This window comes from Gemmatimonadaceae bacterium (genome assembly GCA_036003045.1).
In the GTDB taxonomy this organism is placed as follows: Bacteria; Gemmatimonadota; Gemmatimonadetes; order Gemmatimonadales; family Gemmatimonadaceae; genus JAQBQB01.
Map to the genome: position 1 here is coordinate 35,785 of DASYSS010000038.1, position 23,894 is coordinate 59,678.

Below are 23,894 nucleotides of genomic sequence, written 5' to 3' on the forward strand. Positions count from 1 at the left end.
CAACATAACAGCGCCCCTCCCCGGGTGCTGCTCGCGACCTGCGTCGCGGCCGCGGCGCGCGCCGCCGAAATCATTCGCCGCGGCGCCGAGACACGCGCCTCGCTCACCTGGGAGCGCAAGTCGGCGACGGATTTCGTCAGCGAGGTGGATCGCAACTCGGAGCAAGCGATCAACGAGATCGTCGCGTCGCGCCATCCCGACGCGCGCGTGCTCGGCGAAGAGCTCACGCCGTCCACCGACAACCGCGCCGGCCTCGTGTTCGTGGCCGATCCGCTCGACGGGACGACGAACTTTCTCCACGGGTATCCGTGGTACTCGGTGTCGATCGCCGCGCTCGTCGATGGGGAACCGATCGCCGGTGTCATTCTCAACGCCGCGACCGGTGAGCTCTTTTCGGCGACGGCCGGCGGCGGCGCACGGCTGAGCGGCCAGCCGATCGGCGTGTCGGCGATCGAGGACCCGGCGCTCGCGCTCCTCGGCACCGGCTTTCCATTCAAGACTCCTCATTTGGTGGATCCGTACGTGGCGTCGCTGCCCGTCGTCATGCGAGACGTCGCGGGGATTCGGCGCGCCGGCTCGGCCGCGCTCGACCTCGCCGACGTGGCGTGTGGCCGCTTCGACGGATTCTGGGAGTACTCGCTCGCGCCGTGGGACGTCGCGGCTGGAATCTTGTTGGTACGAGAGGCGGGCGGCGTCGTAACGGACGCATCCGGCGCTCCGGCGACGGTGAGCCATACGTCGATCGTCACCGGCAACCCGACGATGCACTCGTGGCTGCTCGAGCGCGTCCGCTTGTGACGCTCCAGCTTGTCAACCGACCCCGTACGAGCGGATGTTCGAGGTTGAGATCTACGAACTGGTACTGCGACGATTTCGCGGAAAAACCACGGCTTTTGCGGAGTACGACTAACAGCGGCAAGTCGTTGCCGAACGACCTCGGGAAGCCTCGCCATGACACCCCGGGTTGTTCCCAAATGGCTTTTCGCCGTTGCACCTCTGCGCCCAGTGTGTCACTCTACGTCCTCTGTGTCCCTCTGCGTCCCCTGCGTAGGTGTTGCAGTTTCGTGTTTCTCTCATGAGCGTTGTCCTAAGATCCGGTCTGTTGGCGGCGAGCCTCGCCGCCAGTGAGTGTGCGGTTGTGATCACGACCGGGAACCTCAACGCGTTCGTCGTTTTCGGCTTTACGTCAGGCGAAAAGCTTCTCACCATCTCGGGCGCCGACGTCAGCGTAAACCCCGCGCATCCGCGACCGTGCGCGTCTGCCGGCGGGTTCTCCGGTGGGAAGCTCGTTTCCACCCGCGTCGTTCTCTCCTCGCAAGGGGACGCGTGGGTCGGGCGTTCGATGGCGACGGCGGATGGAGACCTCGCGTTCACGCTGCGTTCGGCCGGCGTATCGAGCGGGAGGCGACTCGTGAACGGGACGTTCTCAGGCCACGCGGTGAGCGTCGCGACGCGGGCAACGAAGCCAAGCGGCGTGCGAATCGTGTTCGACTCGCTATCGGCGAAGACGATCGACGGCGACGGCGACGCGGCCAGCCAGGTCGCGAGCGGCAACATCGCCGGCAGCATCACGTTCGTCGACGCGAGGGGCAACGTCGCCACGTGCGATTGGGTGCAGTGGACAATGCAGCCGCTGCCGCCCGGGTGACGCACCCCGGGGTCGGGCGGCCCTTCATATATTGAGGCACGCTGCCGGCGCGTCCTCGGCGCTGCATCGTTTCGTTCCACCCGCCTCACCATCGCCTCAACTGCCCAACCGCATTTCATGAAGCTCGTCGAGTGCGTCCCGAACTTTTCCGAAGGCCGCCGGCCCGAAGTCGTCTCCGCGATCCGTGACGCGATCGCCGCCGTCGAGAGCGTCGCACTGCTCGACGTTTCGTCGGACGCGTCGCACAACCGCACCGTCGTCACGTTCGTGGTGGCCGTCGAGCATGCCGTGGATGCGGCGTTCGCCGGAATCCGCGCGGCGCGCGACCGCATCGATCTCAACTCGCACAGCGGCGAACACCCGCGTATGGGCGCGACCGACGTCGTTCCGTTCGTTCCGCTCGAAGGCGCGACGATGGAGGACTGCATCGTCCTCGCCAAGCAGCTCGGCGAACGGGTGGGCAAGGAGTTGGAGATTCCGGTCTTCTTGTACGAGCGCGCCGCCACACGTCCGGACCGCGAAAACCTCGCCGACATCCGGCGCGGCGAGTTTGAGGGAATTCGCGACGAGATGGCGAAAGGCGCCGCCAACCGCATCCCCGACTTCGGTCCGTCGAAGATTCATCCGACCGCCGGCACCGTGGCGATCGGCGCGCGACCGTTCCTCGTCGCGTACAACGTCTACCTCGGCCCCGCGTCGAACCTGCAGGTGGCGAAAAACGTCGCGAAGGCGGTGCGCGGGTCCTCCGGCGGACTTCGCTACGTGAAGGGACTCGGCCTCGAGGTCGACGGCCAAGCGCAGGTCTCGATGAACCTCGTCGACACCGAGAAGACGCCGCTCTACCGCGCCTTCGACACGGTGAAAATGGAAGCCGAGGCGCAGGGCGTGTCGCCGACCTGGAGCGAGATCGTCGGCCTCGTTCCCGAGCGCGCGCTGTTCGAGACCGCGGCGCGCCACATCCAACTCCGCGATTTCAAGCCGGAGATCGTCCTCGAGAACAAGGTGCGCGCGGCCGTGCAAGGCGGCGAATCGGTGTCGGGCTTCATCGCATCCATCGCGTCGTCGGCGCCGACGCCCGGCGGCGGCAGCGTCGCCGCGCACGCCGGCGCGCTCGCCGCGGCGCTCGCGCAGATGGTCGCCGGACTCACCGCCGGCCGAAAAAAGTACGTCGCCGTAGACGCGGAGATGCGCGCGCTCGCCCTCGAGGCCGCGGGTCTGGTCAACACACTATCCGCGCTCGTGGCCAAGGATGCGAACGCGTACAGTGCGGTCTCCGCGGCGTACAAGCTGCCGTCCGAGCCCGCCGAAGCGCTCGCCAAACGCAAGCGCGCGATCGACGACGCTCTCATCGGCGCGGCCGAGGTGCCGCTCGAGACGGCGCGCGCGTGCGCGAAGGTCGCCGAGCTGGCCGCGACGTGCGCCACGAAGGGGAACTCGAACGCGGTCTCCGACGCCGGAGTCTCCGCGCTCCTCGCCGACGCCGCTTGTCGCAGCGCGGTCTACAACGTCCGCATCAACATCTCGGCCCTCGACGACAAACCGCGCGGCGCCGGCCTCGTCGCCGAAGCGAATCAGTTGCTGACCAAGACCCGCGCGCTCGCCGACCAGGCGACTGCTGCCGTTGAAGCGGCGATCGGTTGACGACAACCGCAACCGCAACTGCAACCACTTGACGCAGAGGACGCAGAGAGGACACAGAGGACGCAGAGGAAACGGCGAAAGGGATTTGTGGAGCGACCTCGGTGTGCCACGCGTGGCGACCCGAGGTCGTTCAATAAATCCTTTCGCCGTTCGGTTGTACTCCGCGAAATCCGTGTTTTTTCCGCGAAATCGTTGCAGTACCAACTCGTAGACCTCCATCGGCCAACACGAACCTTCCACGCCAAGCGGACCGCGGCGCTAGTGACGCTTACCGTCATCCGGATGACAAGCTTCGTCGATCACGACGGCCACGGCCAATAAGAGCACCTGGTCCTCGCTGCTGCGGATGTCGATGCCGTACGTGTCGCCCCACGCGAACCACTGTTTGGACACCGTGGCCACGACGTTCTCTCCACGCATGATCTGGTACTCGTGGTCCGTGAGGTTGCCCTCGGCGTCGAAGTTGTCGTCGACGCCGGGGACTTCGACGGTGAAGCGGTGCTTGAAGAAGGCGAGCGGCTCTTTGCGGACCGTCGCGACGACCTGGCCCTCGCGAGAGATCTCGTACGTCTTTCCCCACGACAGCACGCGCTGCTTGATGAACGCCAGCTCGTTGCCGGCCAGATCCTGAAACGACAGCTGGTCGCCGATCGTGAACGCTTTGCCGTCCACGAAATACACGTCGTTCCCGTCCTTGTCTTTGATGTAGAAGTCGTCGCCCCACGACAGCAGCTTCTGCTTCATCATGTATTGCATTCTTCGGTGGGCCCGGTAGACAAGTGGACCGGTGGACGGGTACGACGAGACGCGGCAGCTACTCTTTGCCGGCGACGTCCACCAGCGCGCGATAGATCATTTCCGTTCCCTGCTTGAGCGACGCGACGCTCACCTTTTCGTCGTTGCCGTGCATGCGCGTCAGCTCGTCGGCGTCGATCGGATAGGGATAGATCCCGTAGACCGGCACGCCGCGCGACCGCCACGCCCCCGCGTCGGTCCCCGCCTGAAAGAGATACGGCGTGACCTCCGCGCCCGGGAACGTCGCGTGCGCTTCCTTCTCTAACGCGCGATACAGCGCCGTTGTGTCAGGCGATTCCGGCGACGCCGCGTAGACGCGGTTCCCGATCGAAAAATCCAGCCCCGGATCGCCGGCGACCTTCTTGAGCGTCGCGACGACCGCCGCCGGGTCGCTGCCCGGAATCAACCTGAGGTTGATCATCGCCTGGGCCGAGCCGGGGATCACGTTGTTGCGGAACCCACCGTTGACGATCACGGGCGCGATCGTGTTGCGGATCAACGAGTGGAGCAGCGGATCTCGGCTCACCACGGAATCGGCTCGCCGCGCTTTCACCGGATCGCCGCCGACGACGTCGCGGTAGTAGCCGGACATCGGCGGCGCGCTCGTCTTGGAGAGTGCGAGGAAGAACTTTCTGGTCGACGGCGAGATGGTGAGCGGCGTCTCATACGCGGAGATCTTCGCCATGCCGCGCGACAACGCGAAGATCGCGTTGTCGGGGCGCGGCATCGAGCTGTGGGTCGACGTTCCGTGCGCGGTGATCGTGAGCGGGATCGACATCTTGTCCGCGGTCGAGATGCTCACGTACCGCACGTGCCCATCGTCGCCCTTCATGATCCATCCACCTTCGTTCAGCGCGAACTCGGCGTCGATGTCGGACCAGTTGCTCTTCGCCAGCCATTCCGTGCTGTACGGGCCACCGCTCTCTTCGTCTGCCTCCGCCAGAAAAATCACGTCGCGCGCGAGCGGCACTCTTCGCTCGGCGAGCAGCATCACCGCCCGCGCGAAGACCGCCATCCCACCCTTGAAGTCGATCGCGCCGCGGCCGTACACGTACCCGTCCTTCTCGATTCCGTCGAACGGTTCGAGCGACCACTTCTCGCGCTCGACACCCACCACGTCGGCGTGCGCGGAGATCAACACGGGCCGCTTCGACCCATCGCCGCGAAGCCGAGCGATGAGGTGCGTCTTCGACGAATCCGGCGTCGGGACGATCTTCACGTCGAGCCCCAACGCCCGAAAACGCGCCGCGAGAATCTCGTCGACCGCCTGCGTTCGCCCCGGCGGATTGGCCGAATTCGCGCGAATCAGCTCGCGGAGCAAAGCCGCGGTGGAATCGCCTGCCGCCTGCGCGCCGCCGGCCATCGGAAAGGACAGCGCCGCCGCGAGGATCCACGACAAACCTGTGGTACGCGCTCGAATCATTGGATTGGTTGCGGCTCGGGGGAAGGACCTACGGGGAGTGCCGATCTATCTACGGCGCGGCCGGCTGCGTGTCCACCGTGTGGCGGTCTAGATGACAGACCAGCATCGAGGATCGAGCATCGGGATGGCGAGACGTGAGAGCTGCGTTGAAGCTGTTGCGCCAGGAATGCCCCCTACCGCCGAACCCAGGTGCGAGGATGCCCGTCTCCATTCTCCGGTCTGAGCACGGGCTCAGGCATCTCAGCTCTCAGGCAGTCTGAGTGCTCGACCCTCGATGCCGGTCTGGCTCCTCTCACTCGCTCCGCCTACGCCCCGAGACAAGCGCCGTTACTACTTGCTCGACAAATTCGCGAACAGATCCCAGTACACCGCGACTCCGCACCGCTGCCCGGCCCCCGAATCCCACATGTAGCGCTGGTATTCTTTCGGAACGTCATTCGGAGTCGGGTAGACTTCGAGTGCTATTAGGTCCCACGGCAGATCAGGGACGAAATTGGCCGCCGTCGCCGGGCGCCCGTTCACGAGCGACACCATGCAGTGTAGTCCCGTCGCCACCGGGATCCTGCGATTGCCGGTTCGTGTCGGCCGCACGTCGACGCGGAAGCCCGGGATGTCGCGGAAGAGATCTGCCGTCGTGAGCGGGTCCTTGTCGTCGATGTCCATGTAGTCCATGAACACGCCTTTGTCGCCGCGCTTCCGCCGGCACATGAAGCCGTCGAGCGAACGATCCGGGCAGCTTCCATCCTCACGGACGACGACCGTGTCGAGGTTCGCCATTCGGTGCTCGAGGATGAGCTTCACCTCGGCCGAGCCGTCACCATGAATGTCGGCCGTCGCCTCACCGGGCGAGTAGCCGAGCTTTCTGGCGTGCAACACGAACTGCCCGCCGCCGGTGCCGGTAATCGTGAACCGGCCGAGCGAATCGGTTCGCGCGTGATGGGGCCCCGGAGTCGCGACGACCTCGGCGTTGGCCACCGGCCGGTCCGCCGAGTCGCGGACAATCCCGCGCAGCGTTCCCCCACCGCCTCCCCCCCGAGCCCCGCCTTGGGCGAAGAGCATGGCCGGAAGGAGGGCGATCGCGCAGAGCGACACGGCCGATGAGCGCATGACTGGGAAGCTAAAGGGTGGCCCGGATGACTGCGCCAAACTTGGGACCAGACGTGCGCGAAGGCCGCGCCAAAGGGACGAAGCGGAGCCCTGTCGCCGCCCGGGCTCGGCGAACATACTTGTCGATCACCCGCGACCCGACGAGCGCCCATGAGCATTCGCGAAGACCTCGAGTTCCTCGACCAGACCCAGCACGAGCTGGAATTTCTCGGCGAGGAAATGGAAGAAACGCACGGCATCGACCGACGCGACTTCGTGTTCTGGTCGCTCGTGACGGCCGCCGCGAGCACGTTCGGGTTCGGCGCGAGTGCTCTCGCCCAAGGGGCGCCGACCGCTGCACCGAACGGGGGTGCGCCGCAGCAGCCGGCCCCGCCGCCGCTCGGCAACGGCGAACCGGTCTCGTGGACGTTCCAGCCGTATCACGAAGGCACCGGTGCGCTCATGGAAAAGCTGATCAACGAGCGCGGCGCGGCGGCCTTCCAGCGCGCCACCTTCGTTGTTCAACCATGGACGGGCAAAGTCCCGACCGATCCGACCGAGATCGCGTTCCTCCCAGCGCACCGCCTCTCCGCACTCGTCAAAGCTCGCCACATCACGTCGACGCAGCTCACGCGCATCTATCTCGACCGCATCAAGCGGCTCGATCCGACGTTGCTCTGCGCGGTCACGATCATGGAGGACCAGGCGATGGCCGAGGCGGCCAAGGCCGACGCCGACCTCAAGGCCGGCAAATACCACGGCCCGCTGCACGGCATCCCGTACGGCGTGAAGGATCTCTTCTCGACGAAGGGCGTCCGCACGACCTGGGGCTCGAAGGATTTCGAGAACCGCATCATCGATGAAGACGCCGAAGTCGTCGTGCGGCTGCGCAACGCGGGCGCGGTGCTCATCGCCAAGCTCGCGACCGGACTCTTCGCGCAAGGCGACCAGTGGTATCGCGGACGCACCAACAACCCGTGGGACATTCGCCGCGGATCGAGCGGATCGTCGGCCGGCCCGGCGTCGGCGACAGCCGCCGGCTGCGTCGCGTTCGGGATCGGCACGGAGACGTCAGGCTCGATCGTGTCGCCGTCACGCGAGTGCGGACTCAGTTCGCTGCGTCCCACGTTCGGCCGAGTGACGCGCCATGGCGGAATGGTGCTGGCGTGGTCGCAGGACCGCGTCGGACCTCTCTGCCGCACGATCGAGGACGCGGCGATGGTCTTCAACACGATTCACGGCGTCGACCCGAAAGATCCGGGTACGATCACGGTGCCCTTCCATTTCGACCCCAATATCAAGCTCGCTTCCGTACGCATTGGCATCGACGCGCAGGCGCCGAAGGAGTTCGTCGACAAGCTGCGCGAGCTCGGCGCGAATCCAAAGGAGATCGCCGCGCGACCCCAGATGGGGGGTGGCGGCGGGGGCGGTGGACTGGGTGTCGAGTCGGCCGCGGCGTTCGACTCATACGTGCAGTGGAAGGCGAAGGAGCTCGGCATCGACCTCGCGACGATTCCTGAGCCGCAAGGTCGCGGCGGGTTCGGCGGAGGTGGTGGTGGCAGAGGTGGACGCGGCGGAGCGCCGGGTGATTCCGTCGCGCTCGCGGGTCGCGCCGGTGGCGCGCCCGATAGCGCGGCCGCCGGTCGTCGTGGCGGCGGTGGTGGTGGCGGCGGTCGCGGCGACGCTGGAAATCCGACGGGCATGGCGGCGCTCACGCGTTGGACCGGCGGGCGATTCCCGAAGGCGATGGACTTCGTTCAGCAGCAGCGCCGGCGTCAGATTCTCATCACGCAGATGGCCGAGCTGCTCAAGGATCTCGACATGTACGTGCCGGGCGCCAACGGGTATGACGTTGGGCTGCACGCGCAGACGGGACATCCGTGCGCGGTCGTGCCGTACAAGTTCGAGCCGCAGCCCGCTGGTCGCGGTGGCCGGGGGGGCGGGGGCGGAGCCGCCGGCGATTCGACGACGCCACCGGTCACGTACAATCCGCAGCCGATCTGCACGGTGCTCGCGGGGAATTTGTACAACGACGACAAGATTCTCTCGGTCGCGCACCAGTATCAGATTCACACGGACTGGCACACGAAACACCCGACGCTCTAGTAGGAGTCCTGTCAGCGATGCAACGCCGCGATCTACTGAAAGCGTTCGGCGCCGCGACGGCGCTCGCGTTCATCCCTCGCGATGCGATGGCCATATGGGCGCGCGTCGCGAGCGGCGTGCGCCCAGCCGGCGGCCTCACCGACGCACAACTGTCGCTCGTCGGCGCGATCGCCGACACGATTCTTCCGCGGAGCGATTCGCCGAGCGCAACGGACGTCCAGGTTCCCTCGTTCGTCGACGTGGTCGTGAGCGAGAACTACTCCGATGCTGAGCGCGCCGCGTTCCTCGCCGGACTCACGACATTGAGCACCTGGTCGCCGCCGGCGCCCACATCTGCCGACACGACCGTGCAAGCTGGGCGCTCGACGCGTTCGTTCGTCGATCTACCAGGCGAAGAACGCGGCGCTCTCATCGAAGCGCTCGAGCACGCGCCGAGCCGCCGCGAAGAGCCGATGCGCACGTACTGGCGTCTCAAGGGACTCGTCATCCACGGCTACTTCACGAGCGAGCGCGTTTCCAAGGAAGTGCTCCACGTCGAAGTCATGCCGGGCCGATTCGAGGGGTCGGCGCCGCTCGCTGCCCCGGCCCCAGCGCACCGCAGCGGGGACCACGAAGCGGCGCGAAGTTAATTCAATCGTAATCGACGACACGTCGTCCGCTAATCCCGGGCGATTGACACATCGTCCTGGAGTCGCATATGTGTGGCTCACACATATCAGACTCCCCCCCCATGCTCACCGACGAGCTCAAAAAGGGCAGTGCCGAGTTTTTGGTGTTGTCGTTGCTCGACGCCGAGCCGCGCCACGGGTACGAGCTCCAGAAGTTGATCGAATCACGATCGGCCGGCGTTCTCGTATTTCACGTCGCCTCGCTCTATCCCCTCCTCTATCGAATGGAGGAGCGTGGGCTGATCCTCGGGCGGTGGGTGGAAAAAGCCGGTGAGCGGCGCCGCCGCTACTATCGAATCACACCCGCCGGCCGCTCCGCGCTCGAGGCCCAGCGCACGACCTGGCGCGAGTTCGTCGGCGCGATCAACCGGGTCGCGGGGGTGCGTTATGCGTGAGCGAAACGGAACATTCGATTGGCGCTCCGACGTTCGCGCGCGCCTCGCCGGCGCCAAGTTGCGCCCCGAGGACGAAGCGCAAATCGTCGAAGAGGTCGGGCACCACCTCGAGCAACAGTTCGAGGAGATGACCCCCAGGGTCGGACAGAAGGCCGCGCGCGAGGCACTGCTCGCGCAACTTCACGAGCGGGAGTTCGACCAAGCGGTCGCTGGAAAGCGCCGTCGCGAGGCGCCGAGCCGGGCACGCGTCTGGACGTCGTCGTCGATCCTGCAAGACATTCGATATGGGCTTCGTTCGCTGCGGCGCAGTCCGGGGACGCTCGTGGCAGGTAGCGCGGCGCTGGCGCTCGGCATCGGGCTCACGACGATGATGTTCAGCGTGATCTATGGGCTGCTCATCAAGGGCCTGCCGTACGACGATCCGTCGCGAATCGCGGTCGTCAAATTCATCGATCCGACACAGCCGGGTGTTGACGCGCTGGTGCCGCTGGCCGACGTTACGAAATATCGGACGCAGCAACGGTCGTTCGAGTTCCTTGGCGGCTATTCCGACGCGACCGTGAACGTCAGCGGCGGCGATCGCCCCGACCGTGTGCAAGCCTCGCGCGTGACGCGCGGCGTCCTCGACGTCGCGCGCGTTCGCCCCCGACTCGGTCGGCTCTTCGTCGAGGCGGACGTCGCTGCCGACGCACCGCCGACGGCGGTCCTCAGCTACGCGCTCTGGCGCGATCGGTTCGCGGCCGATTCCAGCGCGCTCGGTACCACGCTTCGGGTGGACGGCCGTCCGCATACCATCGTCGGCGTCATGCCACCGGGGTTCGAGTTTCCGGCCAGCACGAGAGTGTGGCTGCCGCTACCGACGGATCCCGCGCCCGCGCAGGCGGCCGGCGGAGGGCCGGTCGTCAGTCTCATCGGCCGACTGCGCCCCGACGTGCCGTACGACAATGCCAACGCCGAATTCAAGGAGCTGGCGCGACAGATCGCGGCCGCACGCCCGGTGGCGGATACCAACAGCCATCTGCGAATCGCCGTCCTGCCCTTCGTGCGCGCGAGCGTGAACCCGCGCTTCTTCACGCTTCTCTACGCGATGCTCGGCGCCGTTTTTCTGGTGCTGCTCGTCGCGTGCGCCAATGTCACGAACCTTCTCCTCGACCGAGCGGTGAACCGTTCGCGTGAGATCGGAATCCGTACGGCACTTGGCGCGTCACGCCTCGCCGTGATGCGACAATCGCTCGTCGAATCGGGCATTCTCGCCATCATCGCGGCGTGCCTCGGCATGGCAATCGCGCAGCTCGGGATCACGCTGTTCAATCGCGCGGTCGCCGGGGCGCCCGGACCGATGTTCTGGATGGATGTTCGTCTCCATCCACCGGTGCTGGCATTCGTCGTGGCGGTCGCGATAGCGGCAAGTCTCGTATCGGGGTTGCTCCCGGCCATCCAGTCGTCACGCCTCGACGTGGCGGCGATCCTCAAGGATGAGTCGCACGGCGCGTCATCGCTGCGCGTCGGACGTCTCAGCCGGGCGATCGTCGTCGTTCAAATCGCCGTCTCGTCCGCCGTGTTGCTCGCCTCGGGATTCATCACGCGAACGATCGTCGAACTGCGCAACGTCGATCCGCGATTCGACACTCGAGGAATCACGACGGCGCACGTCACGCTGGCCACTCGCGACACGTCTCGCCAACGCGCTTTCTTCGAGGCGCTCGCGCGCGACGTCGAGAAACTTCCGGGACACGAGGACCTGTACGTCGGCGCCGGCCTGCCGGGAACGGGGTGGATCGCGCACCATATCACGGTCGAAGGCCAAACGTATCGTGGCGACCGCGATCACCCGATCGCCCGAACGCTCAGCGTCACGCCCGGTTTCTTCCAAACCTTCGGCGTTCGTGTCGTCCGTGGGCGGACGATTGCAGCCGGCGACCGGGCCGGGACCGAAGGCGTCGCCGTGGTGAGCGAGTCCTACGCTCGCCGCGTGCTCAAGGGTCGTGACCCGATCGGCGGTCGACTTCGTGTCTCATCAGCGCCGGACGCGCCTTGGCTCACCGTTGTCGGCGTCATCCCCACGTTGTTCGCCTCGACGTTCGACGACCCCTGGCCACCGGAGGTGTTGACGTCATTCTCGCAGCAGACCGGCGTTGCCTCCGCCGCGCTGGCGTTTAGGGGAGGGGGCGACGGCGCGTCCGCCGCGGCCGCCTTGCGCAAAATCGTCGCGGCGATTGATCCCGAGGTTCCGGTCTACGGCGTGCAGAGCATGACCGACGTCATGGCGCAGCCGCTGTTCCTGTTCGACGTGTTCGCCAGCATGTTCGTGGTCTTCGGCGTCGTAGCCCTCGCGCTGTCCGCGATCGGACTGTACGCCGTGATGACGTTCTCGGTCAGCCGCCGCGCCCGCGAGATGGGAATCCGGCTCGCGCTCGGCGCGACGGCCGGGGCGGTGCTGCGTCTGATCGCTCGCCAAGGCGCGCGACAAACGGCGCTTGGCATGGCGATCGGATTCTCTTTGGGCATGCTGCTCGTGCGCGCGATTGCCGCATCGCTTTTCGGCGTGCGACCGAACGACCCAATCGTCCTCGTGGTCGTTGCCGCCGTGCTCGGCGGGTCGGCGACGATCGCGTGCGTCGTTCCGGCGCGTCGAGCCACGCGCGTCGATCCTGTCGTGGCGCTTCGATCGGAATGACTTGACGACCGCGGAGGGTCGGGCCAGCATAGACGACATGAACCTCCTCCTCCCGATCCTCCACGAAAAACCGACGCATGCGTGACACCACGCATTTCGACGCGATCGTCGTCGGCTCGGGGATCTCCGGCGGCTGGGCGGCCAAAGAGCTCACTGAGCAGGGACTCAAGACGCTCGTGCTCGAGGCCGGCGGCCCCGTCGATCCGAACCACGACTTCGTCGAGCACGTCCAACCGTGGCAGATGCATTTCCGCGGGCTCGGCGACCGCAAGCTGCTCGAGGCGGATCATCCGATCCAACGCGAGTGCTACGCGTGCGACGAGGTGGGACACAAGTTCTTCGTGAAGGACGCGGAGAATCCGTACACGAACCCGGCCGACGCGCCCTTCCGGTGGTTCCGCGGCCGGCAAGTTGGCGGACGGTCCATCACGTGGGGTCGCCAGGTGTATCGCTGGAGCGATCTCGATTTCACCGCGAACGCGAAGGACGGCCACGGCAACGACTGGCCGATCCGCTATTCCGACATAGCCCCGTGGTATTCGCACGTCGAGCGTTTTATCGGGATCACCGGTGCACGCGAGGGCTTGTCGCAGCTGCCCGACGGCGAATTCCTGCCGCCGATGCAGATGACCGCCGTCGAGCACGACGCTCGGCCCAAGATCCTCAAGGCGTTCAACAACGAACGCGTGATGACGATCGGCCGCGCGGCGATTCTGACCAAGAATCACAACGGTCGGCTGGCCTGCCACTACTGCGGCCCGTGCGAGCGCGGCTGCATCACGCACTCGTACTTCAATAGTCTAGGGTCGACTCTGCCCGCCGCGTCGAAGACGGGCAACCTCACGCTGCGCCCGAACAGCGTCGTCGCGGAGGTGCTCTACGATCCCAAGAAGTCTCGCGCCAGCGGCGTCCGCGTGATCGACGCCAACACGATGGAATCCCGCGAGTACACGGCGCGCGTCGTGTTCTTGTGCGCGTCGACGATCGAGTCGGTCCGCCTGCTGCTCAACTCGAAGAGCGCGCGCTTCCCCGACGGCCTCGCCAACTCGAGCGGCTTGCTCGGCCGCTACGTGATGGACCATCACTACGGATCGGGCGCGGGCGGCACGGTGCCGGGCTTCACCGACAAGCGAACGATCGGCCACCGCCCGAACGGCATCTACATCGTCCGCTTCAGGAACGTGACGACTGAGCATCCGAATTTCCTGCGCGGCTACGGGATGCAGGGCGGCTCAGGGCGGGGCGGTTGGGGACGCGGGTCCAGTATGCCGGGGTACGGCGCGGCGTTCAAGCAGTCGCTGATCGACGAGCTCGGGCCGTGGTCGCTGTCGGCGTCGGGTTGGGGCGAAACGCTTCCCCACCCCGACAACCGCGTCACGCTCGATCCCGACGTCAAGGACAAGTGGGGCATTCCTGCCGCGCACATGGACGTGCGCTGGCGCGAGAACGAGCGGGCGATGGACGAGGACATGAAGACCGCGATGGCCGAGATGCTCGACGCCGCGGGCTGTACGGACATCCGCACGCATGGGTCGAACAATCCGCCGGGCCACTGCATCCACGAGATGGGCGGCGCCCGCATGAGCAAGACAGCCACCGAGGGCGTGCTCAATCGCTGGAACCAGGCGTGGGACGTGAAGAACCTCTTCATCACCGACGGCGCGTGCATGGCGAGCAACGGCTGCCAGAATCCGAGCATCACGTACATGGCCCTCACCGCGCGCGCGGTGTCGCACGCCGTGACGCTCACGAAGCAGAACGCGCTGTGACGCGCGACCTCTCCCGTCGCGAAGCGCTCGGCGCGTTGGGCGCGCTGACCGCCGGCGTCGCGCTCGCGCCGCAAGCCGCGTTCGGCGAATCGCGGCTCGAGACTCGCGCGTCGCGGCTCAAGCAGTCCGTGTCGCGCTGGTGTTACGCGAAGATTCCGCTCGACGACCTGTGCGAGTCGTCGAAGTCGATCGGCTACAAATCCGTCGAGCTGCTGAGCGAGCCGGAATGGCCGGTCGTGAAGAAGCACGGCCTCGAGTGCGCGATGGCCAACGGTTTCGGCCAGATTCCCGTCGGCTTCAACCGCCCAGACAACCACGACAAGCTCGTCGCCGACGCGACGCGGATGCTGCCGCTGGTCGCCGCCGCCGGAATTCCGAACATCGTCGTCTTCAGCGGCAACCGCGCCGGTCTCTCCGACGGCGAGGGGATCGCCAACTGCATCACCGGTCTCAAGCGCGTCACGCCGATCGCCGAGCAGCAGGGCGTGACGCTCTGCCTCGAGATGTTGAACAGCAAGGTCGATCACAAGGACTATCAAGCGGATCACACGGCGTGGGCTGTCCAGGTCGTGCAAGGCGTCGCATCGCCGCGCCTCAAGCTGCTGTACGACATCTATCACATGCAGATCATGGAAGGCGACGTCATTCGGACGATCCGCAACAACTCGCAACACATCGCGCACTATCACACCGGCGGCGTCCCAGGCCGCGCCGAGATCGACGAGACGCAGGAGCTGAACTACCGCCGCGTAATGCAGGCGATCGCCGACACGGGATACACCGGTTTCGTGGGGCAGGAGTTCGTCCCCAAACGCGATCCGATCGCATCGCTCAAACAGGCCTACGAGATCTGCGACGTGTGAACGGCGATGACGCTGATCGGGCGCCGGTGCGCCCCGGCGAGTTTCGATCGGCGGACGACAAAACTCAACGCAGACGACACAGACTTTGAAAGGCGATCCAGCCTGCGTTCTCTGCATCGAATTTTCTCGCCCGAGTTGGTAGCCCGAGGCGCCAAAATGACGGACTGCCGCTTGCCTCGCTCTAGCACTCGCGGCATACTCCCACGGTCGACCTCCAACTCTCGGGAACCATGGCCCCCTTCACCAAATCCGACTTCATCTGGCTCAACGGCGAGCTCGTGCGCTGGGCCGACGCCACCATCAACGTCAGCGCCCACGCGCTCCAATACGGCACGGGCGTCTTCGAGGGAATGCGTTGCTATGAGACGCCCGAAGGCCCCGCGATCTTCCGTCTCGACGCGCACATCAGGCGCCTCTTCATGTCGGCGTCCTTCTACGAGATCGACATTCCGTTCGACTTCAACCAGCTGTGCGCCGCCTCGCTCGAGGTCGTTCGCGCGAACGGGCTCACGAACGCGTACCTCCGGCCGCTCGCGTTCTTCGACTCGTACAGCTTCGCCGTGTGGCCGAAGGATTGTCCGGTGAGCGTGGCGATCATCGCCGTCCCCGGCAAACCGTACTTCCAGGGCGAATCCAACCGCGGCGTGCGCACGACCGTCTCGACGGTCTCACGCATCGACTCATCGACGCTTCCGCCCTTCGTCAAAGCCTGCGGCCACTACACCAACTCGGTGCGCGCCGTCCAGGAAGCGATTCGCCGCGGCTACGATGACGCGATTCTGCTCAACTCGAAGGGGGATGTCGCGGAAGGCTCCGGCGCGAACCTGTTCATCGTCCGCGACGGAACGCTCATCACGAACGACATGGACGCGTCGATCGTCATGGGTATCACCCGCGACAGCGTGCTCAAGATCGCCCACGACCTCGGAATCACGGTCAACGTGCGTCCCATCAGCACGACCGACATCGCGCTCGCCGACGAGTTGTTCTTCTCCGGCACGGCGGTCGAGATCATGCCGATCACCGAAGTCGACGGACGCGCGCTCGGCGACGGCCGCCCAGGCATGGTCACGAAGCGCATCCAGCAGGCGTTCTTCGACGTCGTGTACGGGCGCGACGCCGACTATCGCGAGTGGCTGGCCTACGCTGGCGCGTCGAGCGAGGCGGTCGCCGGCGTCTGATCGCGCGGCACCTGCCGTGGCGCGCGGCGCGCGCTACGGCAGGTCCTGCAGCGAATCCAGCGTGACCGTGAAGACGAGCGTCGAGTTGCTCGGAATCGCCGGCGGACGTCCCTGTGTGCCATACGCCAACGCCGATCCGATCACGAGTCGTCGCGTGCCGCCGATCTTCATGCCGACGATCCCCTGATCCCATCCCTGGATCACCTGACCGACGCCCAGCGTGAACGTGAGCGGCGTCTTGCCGACGTTGCTGTCAAACTGCGTCCCGTTCGCGAGCCAGCCGGTGTAGGTCACGGTCAGCCCGTGGCCCTTGGCCGCGGCGCTGCCCGTTCCGGTGACGAGATCCTGGATGTACAGCGCGTCGGAGAGTTTGGTCATCGCCGAGATGTTCACTCCCAGCGACGCCGCGTAGGTCGTGGTCGCCGGATCGGTGCCGCCTGGCGGCGCGGGGGCGACGGTTGAATCGCCACAGCCGGCCAGCAACGCGGACACCGCGCAGGCTGCGGCGAGCGTTCTTCTTCGCAACAAGATCTGATCCTTTGTAATGAGTTGACTAACGGCCGTTCGACTCGGCGGGCACGGCGGGCACACCATACGCTCCCGTTTGCATGCTCGAGGTCGAGGCGTCGACGGTGCCCGCCGGCAAGGTGAGCCGGAAGCAAGACCCTTCGCCGGGAGCGCTGGTCACCGTGAGCTCGCCGCGCATTCCGTGAGCGAGATCCCGGCTGATCGACAGTCCGAGGCCCACGCCCTCGTTGGTGCGCGTAAGCGAGCGGTCGAGCTGCACGAACGGCTCGAAGATCACCCGCTGCCGGTCGAGCGGAATGCCGGGACCGGTGTCGCTGACCTCGATCGCCACCGTCGTGTCATCCAGTCGGTGCGCGCTCATCGTGATCGTCGCGCCACTCGGCGAGTATCGGACGGCGTTCGAGAGAAGATTCAGGACGATCTGGCGCACTTTTTCGCGGTCGGCCAGCGCCGCGACGTCCTGCTCGCCGCGATACACGAGCGTCTGCTGTTTGACGGTCGTCTGCGGCAGCACGAGCGCCTCGAGGCCGGCGAGCAGGGGATCGAGCGCCACGTTCTCCTCGGCGTACGTGATCTGTCCTCGCTCGATGCGGCTCATGTCGAGCAAGCTGCCGATCAAGCCGAGAAGGTGCGACTGGCTCGTGCGAATGCGAGAGAGGTCGCGTCGCTGCTCGTCGGTGATCGGTCCGCGAACGCCCATCTCCATCAGCTCCGCGTACCCGCCGATGGCGTTGAGCGGCGTGCGCAACTCGTGGCTCATCGACGCCAGAAAATCCGACTTCGCGCGATTCGCCGTCTCGAGCAGCTTTCGGTCGTCGCCGATCTGCTGCGCCATGCGATTGAAGCTCGACGCAAGCCGCACGACATCTTCTCTGCCGACCGCTCCGACGCGCGTCGAATACTCGCCGCGCGCCACCGCGTCGGCGGCGTCCGTGAGCTCGGTGAGAGGCCGCAATATCCGGTGGCCGACGAACCACGTGACCAACGCGGCCGCGAGCGCGAGCAATAGGCACAAGAGCGCCAGCTGCCGCGACGTTGCGTTGGGAACGGCGAGAACGGCGGCGCGCGGTGTCTCCAGTCCGAAAACGAGCGGCGTGCCGGCGACGCGGCCTTCGGAAAAAAGAACTCGTCCCCCCGCGGTCGCTCGGAATCGTTCACCCCTGCCGCCCTGATTGGAAAGGGTCGAATCGGGCGGCGACTCTGGGAATCCTCCGACGGAGGTCCACGTGCTGCCGTCGACGTTCCTCCAGTACCCGGTCGCTGAGCTCAGCTCTCGAATCGTCGCTTCGGTCTGGGGATTCGTCGCGATGTGCCGCCGCAACGCCACGAAACCCAGAAGCATTCCGCTCTCTCGCACCGGCACGATGAACCAGAAGAGCGTGCGGCCGCCCACTCGCTGGAGCTCGCCGATCTGCGCCGTATCCACGATGCGCAGGGAGTCCAGTCCGCGGCCGCTGATGGACTCCGGCTCCGATTCCGCCGGGATGTTGAGGCCGATCGTCCCGCCGCTGTCCGTGCCGACGGCGGCCAAGCGAGCTCCCGCCTCATTCCAAAGCTCGATCGGAAGACCCGAGTCGGGGCGCACGCCGAGGCTTCGCAGCGCCCCGCGGGCCGCGTCGAAGTTTCTTGGCGCGGGCGTTCGGAGAGCGTTCCTGATCGCCGTATCCTCGGCGATGCGAGCATATCGAAGCTGACCGGTCCGAATACTGTTTACGGTGACGTTCACGAGCTGCCGAACCGCCCGGTCCAGTCCCGTCTGGGCGTCATTGACCGCCGCGCGGGTCAACGTGACCCACACGACGATAACGGCAATTCCCAGCGCGGCCGCGACGATCGCGGTGCTCGCGATCGACAGCGTCTGGGCGGCGGACAGCCGGTGACGGGTCAGGGGCCTACTCACGTGTGGCGAGGGTCACACGGTCCCATGCACACTCGGGGCCGCCACGACGGAAGGGCGCCTGCCGCCGCTTCGCGCGACTTTCCGCGCCCCGCGAAGCCCTTCGGCTCAGGGCAGCAGCTTGTAGGTCGCATTGCCCGCGGCGTCGCGAAGCGTGGCACCATACTGACCGCGAGCCCGCCGCTTGGCGCTGTCAGGCTCGAGCGCGACGCCGGCCGCGTCGAGGGCGGCCGACAGGCCCGCCAGCTGCGCCGAATCGCGAAGGATGAAGACCCGCATGTGCGTCCACGTCGACGATGTGTCGCTGGCCAAATAGGTCGTCACGGACAAGAACGCGCCGCGGCGCTGTGCTTCGCGATCGATCGGCTCGGCCAACTTCGAGATGTAGTCCGTGTACTCGGCGAACTTACCCGGCTTCGCGCGCCAGTAGTAGACCCGAGCGAGCGTAGCGGATCCCGAACCGGCCGACGGTGAAGTCTGTGTCGCGGCTGGAGAGTGCGTGCAGGCGAGCGCTCCAACGACGACCAATCCCACCGCGGCCACCGTGAGTCTTTTCCGCATCACCACGTCCTCAGCCCGATCTTTTCCCCCGGCGGCTCGAGGGCCTCATCATATCTCGCCGTGGCCCTGCCGTGCAAGTCGACCGAGTCGCGTACCGTCGCGCTTCTCGCGTGAGCTTCTCGTTCCGCGTTTGCGGCGACTGAGACGGCCGTCCGTTTGATCGCTATTGCGTCATCGGTGATGGTGCACGGCGAGTCCGCGGCTTCTCGCCGCATTACTCACGAGCAGCCAGCGAAGCCACGCGTTGACCAGGTTCGATGGGCCGTTGAGGAGCATGTAACGCGCACCGCTTCGTGCCTTCTCCGTCCGCTCGTGCAGCCGGAAATCTTCGTGCAGCGTCAGCTCGGCGCTGAGGAGGTTGGCGTTGTCCAGTGACGATATCCATCGAGCGTCGACTCGAACGGGAATGATCATGCGTGTACCCTCACGTCTTGTGACGGAATGTGATGCGGCCGCGGCCCAAATCGTACGGTGAGACGGCGACCGTGACGCGATCGCCAGCGAGGATGCGAATGCGGAATCGCCGCATCTTGCCGGCCGCGGTGGCGAGCAGCCGGTGGCCGTTGTCCAAGTCGACACGAAACATCGCGCTCGGGAGCACCTCGAACACCGTGCCGTCCATCTCGATGGCTTCTTCTTTCATGCATTCCTGGTTTTTTTGCGCGCGGCTCGATCCCGCGCTCGTTTGGCCGCCTTCGACTTGATCTGTCGCGCGGCGCTCGGTTTGACGTGATGACGGCGTCGGCGAAGCTCCTGGAGGATGCCCGCCCGCTGCACCAATCGCTTGAACGTCTTGAGCGCCCAGTCGAGGCGATCGGTCTCGTCGAGAATGATCTCTGGCATGCGTTACCTCGTTCCGTCGAGAACGATGTCGCGGAATCCGACCAAACCCTTACGGTCTTCGTCCCAGAGCGCGAGTCGTAAGCCGGCGGTGCCTGAAACGGCGTGGGTCGCCCACATCGGCAGGGCCAGTGGGATCGGCGTCGCGGCGAGCCGAAACGACGCGCGCCGTGCGTTCGGGCCGGCGAACGGCTCGACTACACGGCGCTGGTCCGCTCCCTCGCGGGAGCCGACGACTCGGGTCAACGACCCAGCTTTGTCACGTTCTCCGCGGCCGGCCCCTTCTGTCCCTGCACCACGTCGAACTCGACGCGTTCGCCTTCGGCGAGCGTCTTGAAGCCGCCACCCTGAATGGCCGAGTGATGAACGAAGCAGTCCTTCTGCCCGCCTTCAGGCGTGATAAAGCCGAAGCCCTTCTCATCGTTGAACCACTTGACCGTGCCAGTCGTACGCATATGTCCTACTCCTCGTGTTCTTTGTTGTGTTCGGAGTTCGAGGATACCGTACGAACCAACACAACGTGCTTCGTGATCATGCCCTCACGATGGGTTTCCCGCGATCGCGGGACAAAAGCGGTTGGACGCAAAAAGGACCTGCTCGCAATTCGGCAGGCCCCAAGTGAATTCGGAACTTGTCCATGCAAACTGCACATGTTTCGCTTATTTAAATATAGCGCTGCGAAACCATCCCGACAAGGCCCGCCGACGTCGGACGACTTCGGACGCGGCCGCCTGGTTGCGCCTCGCGCACGCAAGCCTTCAACACCGCGCGAGCGCCGACGGGCCCGCCTGCACGGGCCCGTCGGCTTCCCTTATGGAACGATTGCCTGCGTCATGTTCGTCGGCGCGTAGATGCCGTTGAACAGGAACTTGAACGTCCCGTGCGGCTGCCCGCGGAACGTGATCTCAGGTCCGAACAGATAGACCTTGCCCTTGCCCACGCTCGACTCGACGGCGGCGACGCCGCCCTCGAGATAGTTCTGCCCCCACGCCCAACCGCTGCGCAGCGGGGTCGCGCTGTCGAACCATGCCACAGCCTTCGTTCCCTTGAGCGCGGCGTCGGGCGACAGGCGGAACACCGGGCTGTTGTCGAAGAAAACGTCGAGGTGCTTGTCGAAGCCCGCCGCGACCGGATCGGTGTTGTCCACGGCAACGTTGAGGATCGAGCCCGGCACGTAGTACTCCTCGCCGGTCAGCGCGCGATCGGGCTGCCCCGGTCCGCGCACGATGAGGTGGTTCTCGATCGGCAGGTTGAGCGCGTAGCCGAGCGACGTCGCCGTTCCGACCGCGACGATGACTCCACCGTCGTTCAGGAATTGCTTGAGCGCCGGCACGGTCGCCTCGGGCGTCATCTGTCCGGTCATCTTCTGATACTCGGCCGGGATGTTGCCCCCGCGACCGCCGCCTCCGCCCCCACCCCCGCCGCGGCCACCGAAGCCCGCGCCGCCGGCGCCGCGAACCTGCGCGCCCGACGGGAGGATGAGCACGTCGAATTTACTCTTGAGATTCCCGGCGTCGAGGTCCTGCGGATACACGACGGTATAAGGAATCTCGAACTGCTCGAACTCGTAGCGCGTCCAACCCGATGGCATCGATCCGCCGTATTGATCGAACAGCGCGATGCGCTTCTCGGAGAGCTTGATCGCGTCGGCGGGACGCGAGGTGACACCGACGAAGCTCACGCCCAAGTCCGCGGCCGACTTTTGCAGCACGGCCGCACTCGCCGCCGGAATGAAGAACGTGCCGGCGGGATACGTCTTGCCGTTCGCCTGAACCGGCGAGCGCAGCCAATCCACCTCGCCGTTCGCCTTGAACACTCGATTGAGAACGGTGACCGCGTCGTTCTCCTCGTGCGACATCAGGAAGCCGGCGGCGCCCGACGCATTCGCCAGCGTCCCCGCCATCGGCTTCGCGAGCTCGGTGCCACGAATCTGCTTCAGGTTCGGCACGTCGAAGCCGTCGAGCACTCGGTCGAACTGCACACCCATCTCGTAGGCGAGCGTCCAACCCGCGTTGTCGTACGGCCGGCGCGGCGGACCACCCGGGTACGCGAAGTCGTTCGGGTGGTCCTGCGGCTCCATCATGTCGAGCACTTGGCCGCGGGCCGCTTGCGCCGTCTTGATCACGAACGAACCGGTCGGATAGCTCTTGCTCCCGACCTTGAACGGCGCCGTCGCCTGATCGACGTACACGCCGACGTGACGAAGCGTGTTCACGAACTTGATCGCCGTGAGGAAGTCCGGCTGGTCCGACGGGATGATGTAGCCGCGCGGATCGCGCTTGTCCTTGGCGTGGAGCACGTCGTTGTACGCGTGCATCTGCGCGTCGATGTTGCCGTTGCCTCGGCCGAATGGAGCGCCCGGGTTGCCGACTGCTCCGCCGGGTTGATCGGCCGCCTGAGCCGGCGCACCGGCGCCGCCGCGCCCACCGCGGCCTCCACGACCGTTTCCACCGCCTCCCGCCGGCGCACCAGCCTGCGTGGCACTCGTGCCGTTGAGCGCCGCTTCGGCCTCGGCGATCCGCTTGCCGGAGATGGTCCAGTTGTCGCGGTTCCCTTCTTCGATCGAATGCTTCGCCATCAGGTACTTGTCGTACAAGAACGTCTCACGATAGCGCGAGGCGAGGTCGAAGATCGCATAGTTCGCTTCGACCGAGTAGTCGATCGCGGTGCGGAAGTGGAACACACCCGGCGGCACGGGCGCCGGCAGATCGCCGCGCGGAAGCTGCTGCTCGGGAATGAACGGAATTCGCTCGGGCGTCGGGTTGCCGATCGTCTCCGTGAGAATGCCGATGATTCCTTGGAAGTAGCCGATCGTGCGGAAACCGCCGTTCCACCACGTCGAGTAGCTCGACCCCGAACGCATCGTGAAGCCCGGCATGTTGTGCTCGAGCAGGCGCTGGTGGATCGCCGCGCCCACCATGTCCAGCCCCATCACGATCATTGGGTCGAAGTTGTAGTTGAACGGATCGCGGAACGGCGGCGAGAACATCACCGTGCCCGCGGGGCCCGCTTGGTGATGGTTGTACATGATCACCGGGTGCCAGTCCCAGAACATGAAGTGGTTCACGTTCTTGGTCTCGTTCAGGTTCGACATGAACGAGTCGCGGTTGTCGTCGTGGCCGGCGTACTTGTTGTAGAGACGCGGGATGTTCATCGACCGCGCCAGCGTGTCCTTGTCCTTCATGTACCAGTCGGCGACGAGCTGCATGCCGTCGGGATTGGCGTGCACGGCGAGAATGATGTCGTCGTGCAGGATGCGCTTCGTCTCGTCGTCGTTGCGGCTGAGCAGCTGATAGGTCGTCTCGATCAGCTGGTTCGCGCCGAGGACTTCGGTGGCGTGGAGGCCGCCGTCGAACCAGACCACGGCCTTGCCTTCCTTCGCCAGCTCGTGGGCTTGAGCGTCGGTGAGGCCTTCGCCCTTCGCGAGCCGCAGCGAGATGTCCTGGTATTTCTTGAGGAGCTTGAAGTTTTCCGGGGCCGTGATGATCGCCGCCATCTGCGGTCGGCCTTCCGACGATTTACCGATTTCGACCGCCTGCATCCGGTCGGACTCCTGGTCGATCTTCTTCCAGTACGCCAGGAACTGATCGTAGTTGGGGAGCCAGTAGTCGTCGCCGATGTTGTGGCCGAAGAACTCCTTCGGCGAGGTGACGTGACCCTGCGCGCCGGCGGTGACGGCGGCGAAGGCGATCGGCGCGAACGCAAGTCGCCAGGAGCGGAGAATCCGCATCGTCTCTTGAGACCTCGAGAACATGTGAGTGTAAGGCGGACGCCGGGTGGATGCGCCCGGACCGAGGGCCAAAGCCGTCCTCGGGC

Annotated in this window: 22 protein-coding genes; 10 read left to right on the top strand and 12 right to left on the bottom strand. The window is 65.9% G+C overall.

Going from position 1 to position 23,894, the window contains the following annotated elements:
• Positions 1-24 precede the first annotated feature (24 nt).
• From VGQ44_09550 to ftcD, 3 genes are all read left to right on the top strand, one after another.
• Positions 25-798, top strand: a complete 774-nt coding sequence (locus tag VGQ44_09550) for an inositol monophosphatase family protein (GenBank protein HEV8447057.1) — start codon at positions 25-27, stop codon at positions 796-798.
• A 340-nt stretch (positions 799-1,138) separates the two neighbouring features.
• Complete coding sequence (locus tag VGQ44_09555) at positions 1,139-1,648, top strand: hypothetical protein (protein ID HEV8447058.1); 510 nt, start codon at positions 1,139-1,141, stop codon at positions 1,646-1,648.
• A 117-nt stretch (positions 1,649-1,765) separates the two neighbouring features.
• Positions 1,766-3,289, top strand: a complete 1,524-nt coding sequence (gene ftcD / locus VGQ44_09560; protein ID HEV8447059.1) for a glutamate formimidoyltransferase — start codon at positions 1,766-1,768, stop codon at positions 3,287-3,289.
• Positions 3,290-3,547: 258 nt separating this feature from the next.
• Here the strand turns inward: ftcD and VGQ44_09565 are convergent, their stop codons facing one another.
• The 3 genes from VGQ44_09565 to VGQ44_09575 form a co-directional block, all read right to left on the bottom strand.
• The gene (locus VGQ44_09565; GenBank protein HEV8447060.1) at positions 3,548-4,045 is read right to left on the bottom strand and encodes an LURP-one-related family protein; all 498 of its coding nucleotides are present in this window, start codon (positions 4,043-4,045) and stop codon (positions 3,548-3,550) included.
• A 58-nt stretch (positions 4,046-4,103) separates the two neighbouring features.
• Positions 4,104-5,507 (bottom strand): M20/M25/M40 family metallo-hydrolase, encoded by a 1,404-nt coding sequence (locus tag VGQ44_09570; GenBank protein ID HEV8447061.1) that lies wholly within the window; start codon positions 5,505-5,507, stop codon positions 4,104-4,106.
• Between the two features lie 330 nt (positions 5,508-5,837).
• Positions 5,838-6,614 carry a carboxypeptidase-like regulatory domain-containing protein gene (locus tag VGQ44_09575; protein HEV8447062.1) on the bottom strand — a complete coding sequence of 259 codons (777 nt, stop codon included), beginning with the start codon at positions 6,612-6,614 and terminating at the stop codon, positions 5,838-5,840.
• Positions 6,615-6,764: 150 nt separating this feature from the next.
• Here VGQ44_09575 and VGQ44_09580 point away from each other — a divergent pair, with 150 nt between their 5' ends.
• From VGQ44_09580 to VGQ44_09610, 7 genes are all read left to right on the top strand, one after another.
• The gene (locus tag VGQ44_09580) at positions 6,765-8,699 is read left to right on the top strand and encodes an amidase (protein ID HEV8447063.1); all 1,935 of its coding nucleotides are present in this window, start codon (positions 6,765-6,767) and stop codon (positions 8,697-8,699) included.
• A 17-nt stretch (positions 8,700-8,716) separates the two neighbouring features.
• Positions 8,717-9,328 carry a gluconate 2-dehydrogenase subunit 3 family protein gene (locus tag VGQ44_09585; GenBank protein ID HEV8447064.1) on the top strand — a complete coding sequence of 204 codons (612 nt, stop codon included), beginning with the start codon at positions 8,717-8,719 and terminating at the stop codon, positions 9,326-9,328.
• 101 nt (positions 9,329-9,429) lie between these two features.
• The gene (locus VGQ44_09590) at positions 9,430-9,762 is read left to right on the top strand and encodes a PadR family transcriptional regulator (GenBank protein HEV8447065.1); all 333 of its coding nucleotides are present in this window, start codon (positions 9,430-9,432) and stop codon (positions 9,760-9,762) included.
• Positions 9,755-12,439, top strand: a complete 2,685-nt coding sequence (locus VGQ44_09595; GenBank protein ID HEV8447066.1) for an ABC transporter permease — start codon at positions 9,755-9,757, stop codon at positions 12,437-12,439. The genes VGQ44_09590 and VGQ44_09595 overlap by 8 nt, the downstream gene beginning before the upstream one ends.
• A 77-nt stretch (positions 12,440-12,516) precedes the next feature.
• Positions 12,517-14,208, top strand: a complete 1,692-nt coding sequence (locus VGQ44_09600; GenBank protein HEV8447067.1) for a GMC family oxidoreductase — start codon at positions 12,517-12,519, stop codon at positions 14,206-14,208.
• Positions 14,205-15,071 carry a TIM barrel protein gene (locus VGQ44_09605; protein ID HEV8447068.1) on the top strand — a complete coding sequence of 289 codons (867 nt, stop codon included), beginning with the start codon at positions 14,205-14,207 and terminating at the stop codon, positions 15,069-15,071. The genes VGQ44_09600 and VGQ44_09605 overlap by 4 nt, the downstream gene beginning before the upstream one ends.
• Before the next feature lie 230 nt (positions 15,072-15,301).
• Complete coding sequence (locus VGQ44_09610) at positions 15,302-16,252, top strand: branched-chain amino acid transaminase (GenBank protein ID HEV8447069.1); 951 nt, start codon at positions 15,302-15,304, stop codon at positions 16,250-16,252.
• Positions 16,253-16,285: 33 nt separating this feature from the next.
• Here VGQ44_09610 and VGQ44_09615 read toward each other — a convergent pair whose 3' ends face one another.
• The 9 genes from VGQ44_09615 to VGQ44_09655 all read right to left on the bottom strand — a co-directional run bounded on the left by VGQ44_09615 (position 16,286) and on the right by VGQ44_09655 (position 23,808).
• Positions 16,286-16,777 (bottom strand): FKBP-type peptidyl-prolyl cis-trans isomerase, encoded by a 492-nt coding sequence (locus VGQ44_09615; protein HEV8447070.1) that lies wholly within the window; start codon positions 16,775-16,777, stop codon positions 16,286-16,288.
• A 28-nt stretch (positions 16,778-16,805) separates the two neighbouring features.
• Positions 16,806-18,680, bottom strand: a complete 1,875-nt coding sequence (locus tag VGQ44_09620; protein ID HEV8447071.1) for a HAMP domain-containing sensor histidine kinase — start codon at positions 18,678-18,680, stop codon at positions 16,806-16,808.
• 105 nt (positions 18,681-18,785) lie between these two features.
• Complete coding sequence (locus tag VGQ44_09625) at positions 18,786-19,238, bottom strand: hypothetical protein (protein ID HEV8447072.1); 453 nt, start codon at positions 19,236-19,238, stop codon at positions 18,786-18,788.
• Between the two features lie 171 nt (positions 19,239-19,409).
• On the bottom strand, positions 19,410-19,652 hold the full coding sequence (locus tag VGQ44_09630) for a hypothetical protein (GenBank protein HEV8447073.1): 243 nt from the start codon (positions 19,650-19,652) through the stop codon (positions 19,410-19,412).
• A 10-nt stretch (positions 19,653-19,662) separates the two neighbouring features.
• Positions 19,663-19,881: a translation initiation factor IF-1 gene (gene infA / locus VGQ44_09635; GenBank protein ID HEV8447074.1), complete on the bottom strand. Its 219-nt coding sequence runs from the start codon at positions 19,879-19,881 to the stop codon at positions 19,663-19,665.
• Positions 19,878-20,081, bottom strand: coding sequence for a 30S ribosomal protein S21 (gene rpsU / locus VGQ44_09640; protein ID HEV8447075.1), 204 nt, complete (start codon positions 20,079-20,081; stop codon positions 19,878-19,880). The genes infA and rpsU overlap by 4 nt, the downstream gene beginning before the upstream one ends.
• Positions 20,082-20,084: 3 nt before the next feature.
• The gene (locus VGQ44_09645) at positions 20,085-20,324 is read right to left on the bottom strand and encodes a hypothetical protein (GenBank protein HEV8447076.1); all 240 of its coding nucleotides are present in this window, start codon (positions 20,322-20,324) and stop codon (positions 20,085-20,087) included.
• Entirely contained in the window at positions 20,321-20,533 is a 213-nt protein-coding gene (locus VGQ44_09650) for a cold-shock protein (protein ID HEV8447077.1), read from the bottom strand. Before VGQ44_09650 ends, VGQ44_09645 begins: the two co-directional genes overlap by 4 nt.
• Positions 20,534-20,889: 356 nt before the next feature.
• A complete protein-coding gene (locus tag VGQ44_09655) occupies positions 20,890-23,808 on the bottom strand; it encodes a M14 metallopeptidase family protein (GenBank protein HEV8447078.1) in 2,919 nt (972 codons plus the stop codon).
• Positions 23,809-23,894: the final 86 nt, after the last annotated feature.

Coding starts and splice junctions, on each gene's coding strand:
- ftcD (HEV8447059.1), top strand. CDS start 1,766: ATGAAGCTCGTCGAGTGCGTCCCGAACTTTTCCGAAGGCCGCCGGCCC.
- VGQ44_09565 (HEV8447060.1), bottom strand. CDS start 4,045: ATGCAATACATGATGAAGCAGAAGCTGCTGTCGTGGGGCGACGACTTC.
- VGQ44_09570 (HEV8447061.1), bottom strand. CDS start 5,507: ATGATTCGAGCGCGTACCACAGGTTTGTCGTGGATCCTCGCGGCGGCG.
- VGQ44_09575 (HEV8447062.1), bottom strand. CDS start 6,614: ATGCGCTCATCGGCCGTGTCGCTCTGCGCGATCGCCCTCCTTCCGGCC.
- VGQ44_09580 (HEV8447063.1), top strand. CDS start 6,765: ATGAGCATTCGCGAAGACCTCGAGTTCCTCGACCAGACCCAGCACGAG.
- VGQ44_09585 (HEV8447064.1), top strand. CDS start 8,717: ATGCAACGCCGCGATCTACTGAAAGCGTTCGGCGCCGCGACGGCGCTC.
- VGQ44_09590 (HEV8447065.1), top strand. CDS start 9,430: ATGCTCACCGACGAGCTCAAAAAGGGCAGTGCCGAGTTTTTGGTGTTG.
- VGQ44_09595 (HEV8447066.1), top strand. CDS start 9,755: ATGCGTGAGCGAAACGGAACATTCGATTGGCGCTCCGACGTTCGCGCG.
- VGQ44_09600 (HEV8447067.1), top strand. CDS start 12,517: ATGCGTGACACCACGCATTTCGACGCGATCGTCGTCGGCTCGGGGATC.
- VGQ44_09610 (HEV8447069.1), top strand. CDS start 15,302: ATGGCCCCCTTCACCAAATCCGACTTCATCTGGCTCAACGGCGAGCTC.
- VGQ44_09625 (HEV8447072.1), bottom strand. CDS start 19,238: ATGCGGAAAAGACTCACGGTGGCCGCGGTGGGATTGGTCGTCGTTGGA.
- VGQ44_09630 (HEV8447073.1), bottom strand. CDS start 19,652: ATGATCATTCCCGTTCGAGTCGACGCTCGATGGATATCGTCACTGGAC.
- infA (HEV8447074.1), bottom strand. CDS start 19,881: ATGAAAGAAGAAGCCATCGAGATGGACGGCACGGTGTTCGAGGTGCTC.
- rpsU (HEV8447075.1), bottom strand. CDS start 20,081: ATGCCAGAGATCATTCTCGACGAGACCGATCGCCTCGACTGGGCGCTC.
- VGQ44_09650 (HEV8447077.1), bottom strand. CDS start 20,533: ATGCGTACGACTGGCACGGTCAAGTGGTTCAACGATGAGAAGGGCTTC.
- VGQ44_09655 (HEV8447078.1), bottom strand. CDS start 23,808: ATGCGGATTCTCCGCTCCTGGCGACTTGCGTTCGCGCCGATCGCCTTC.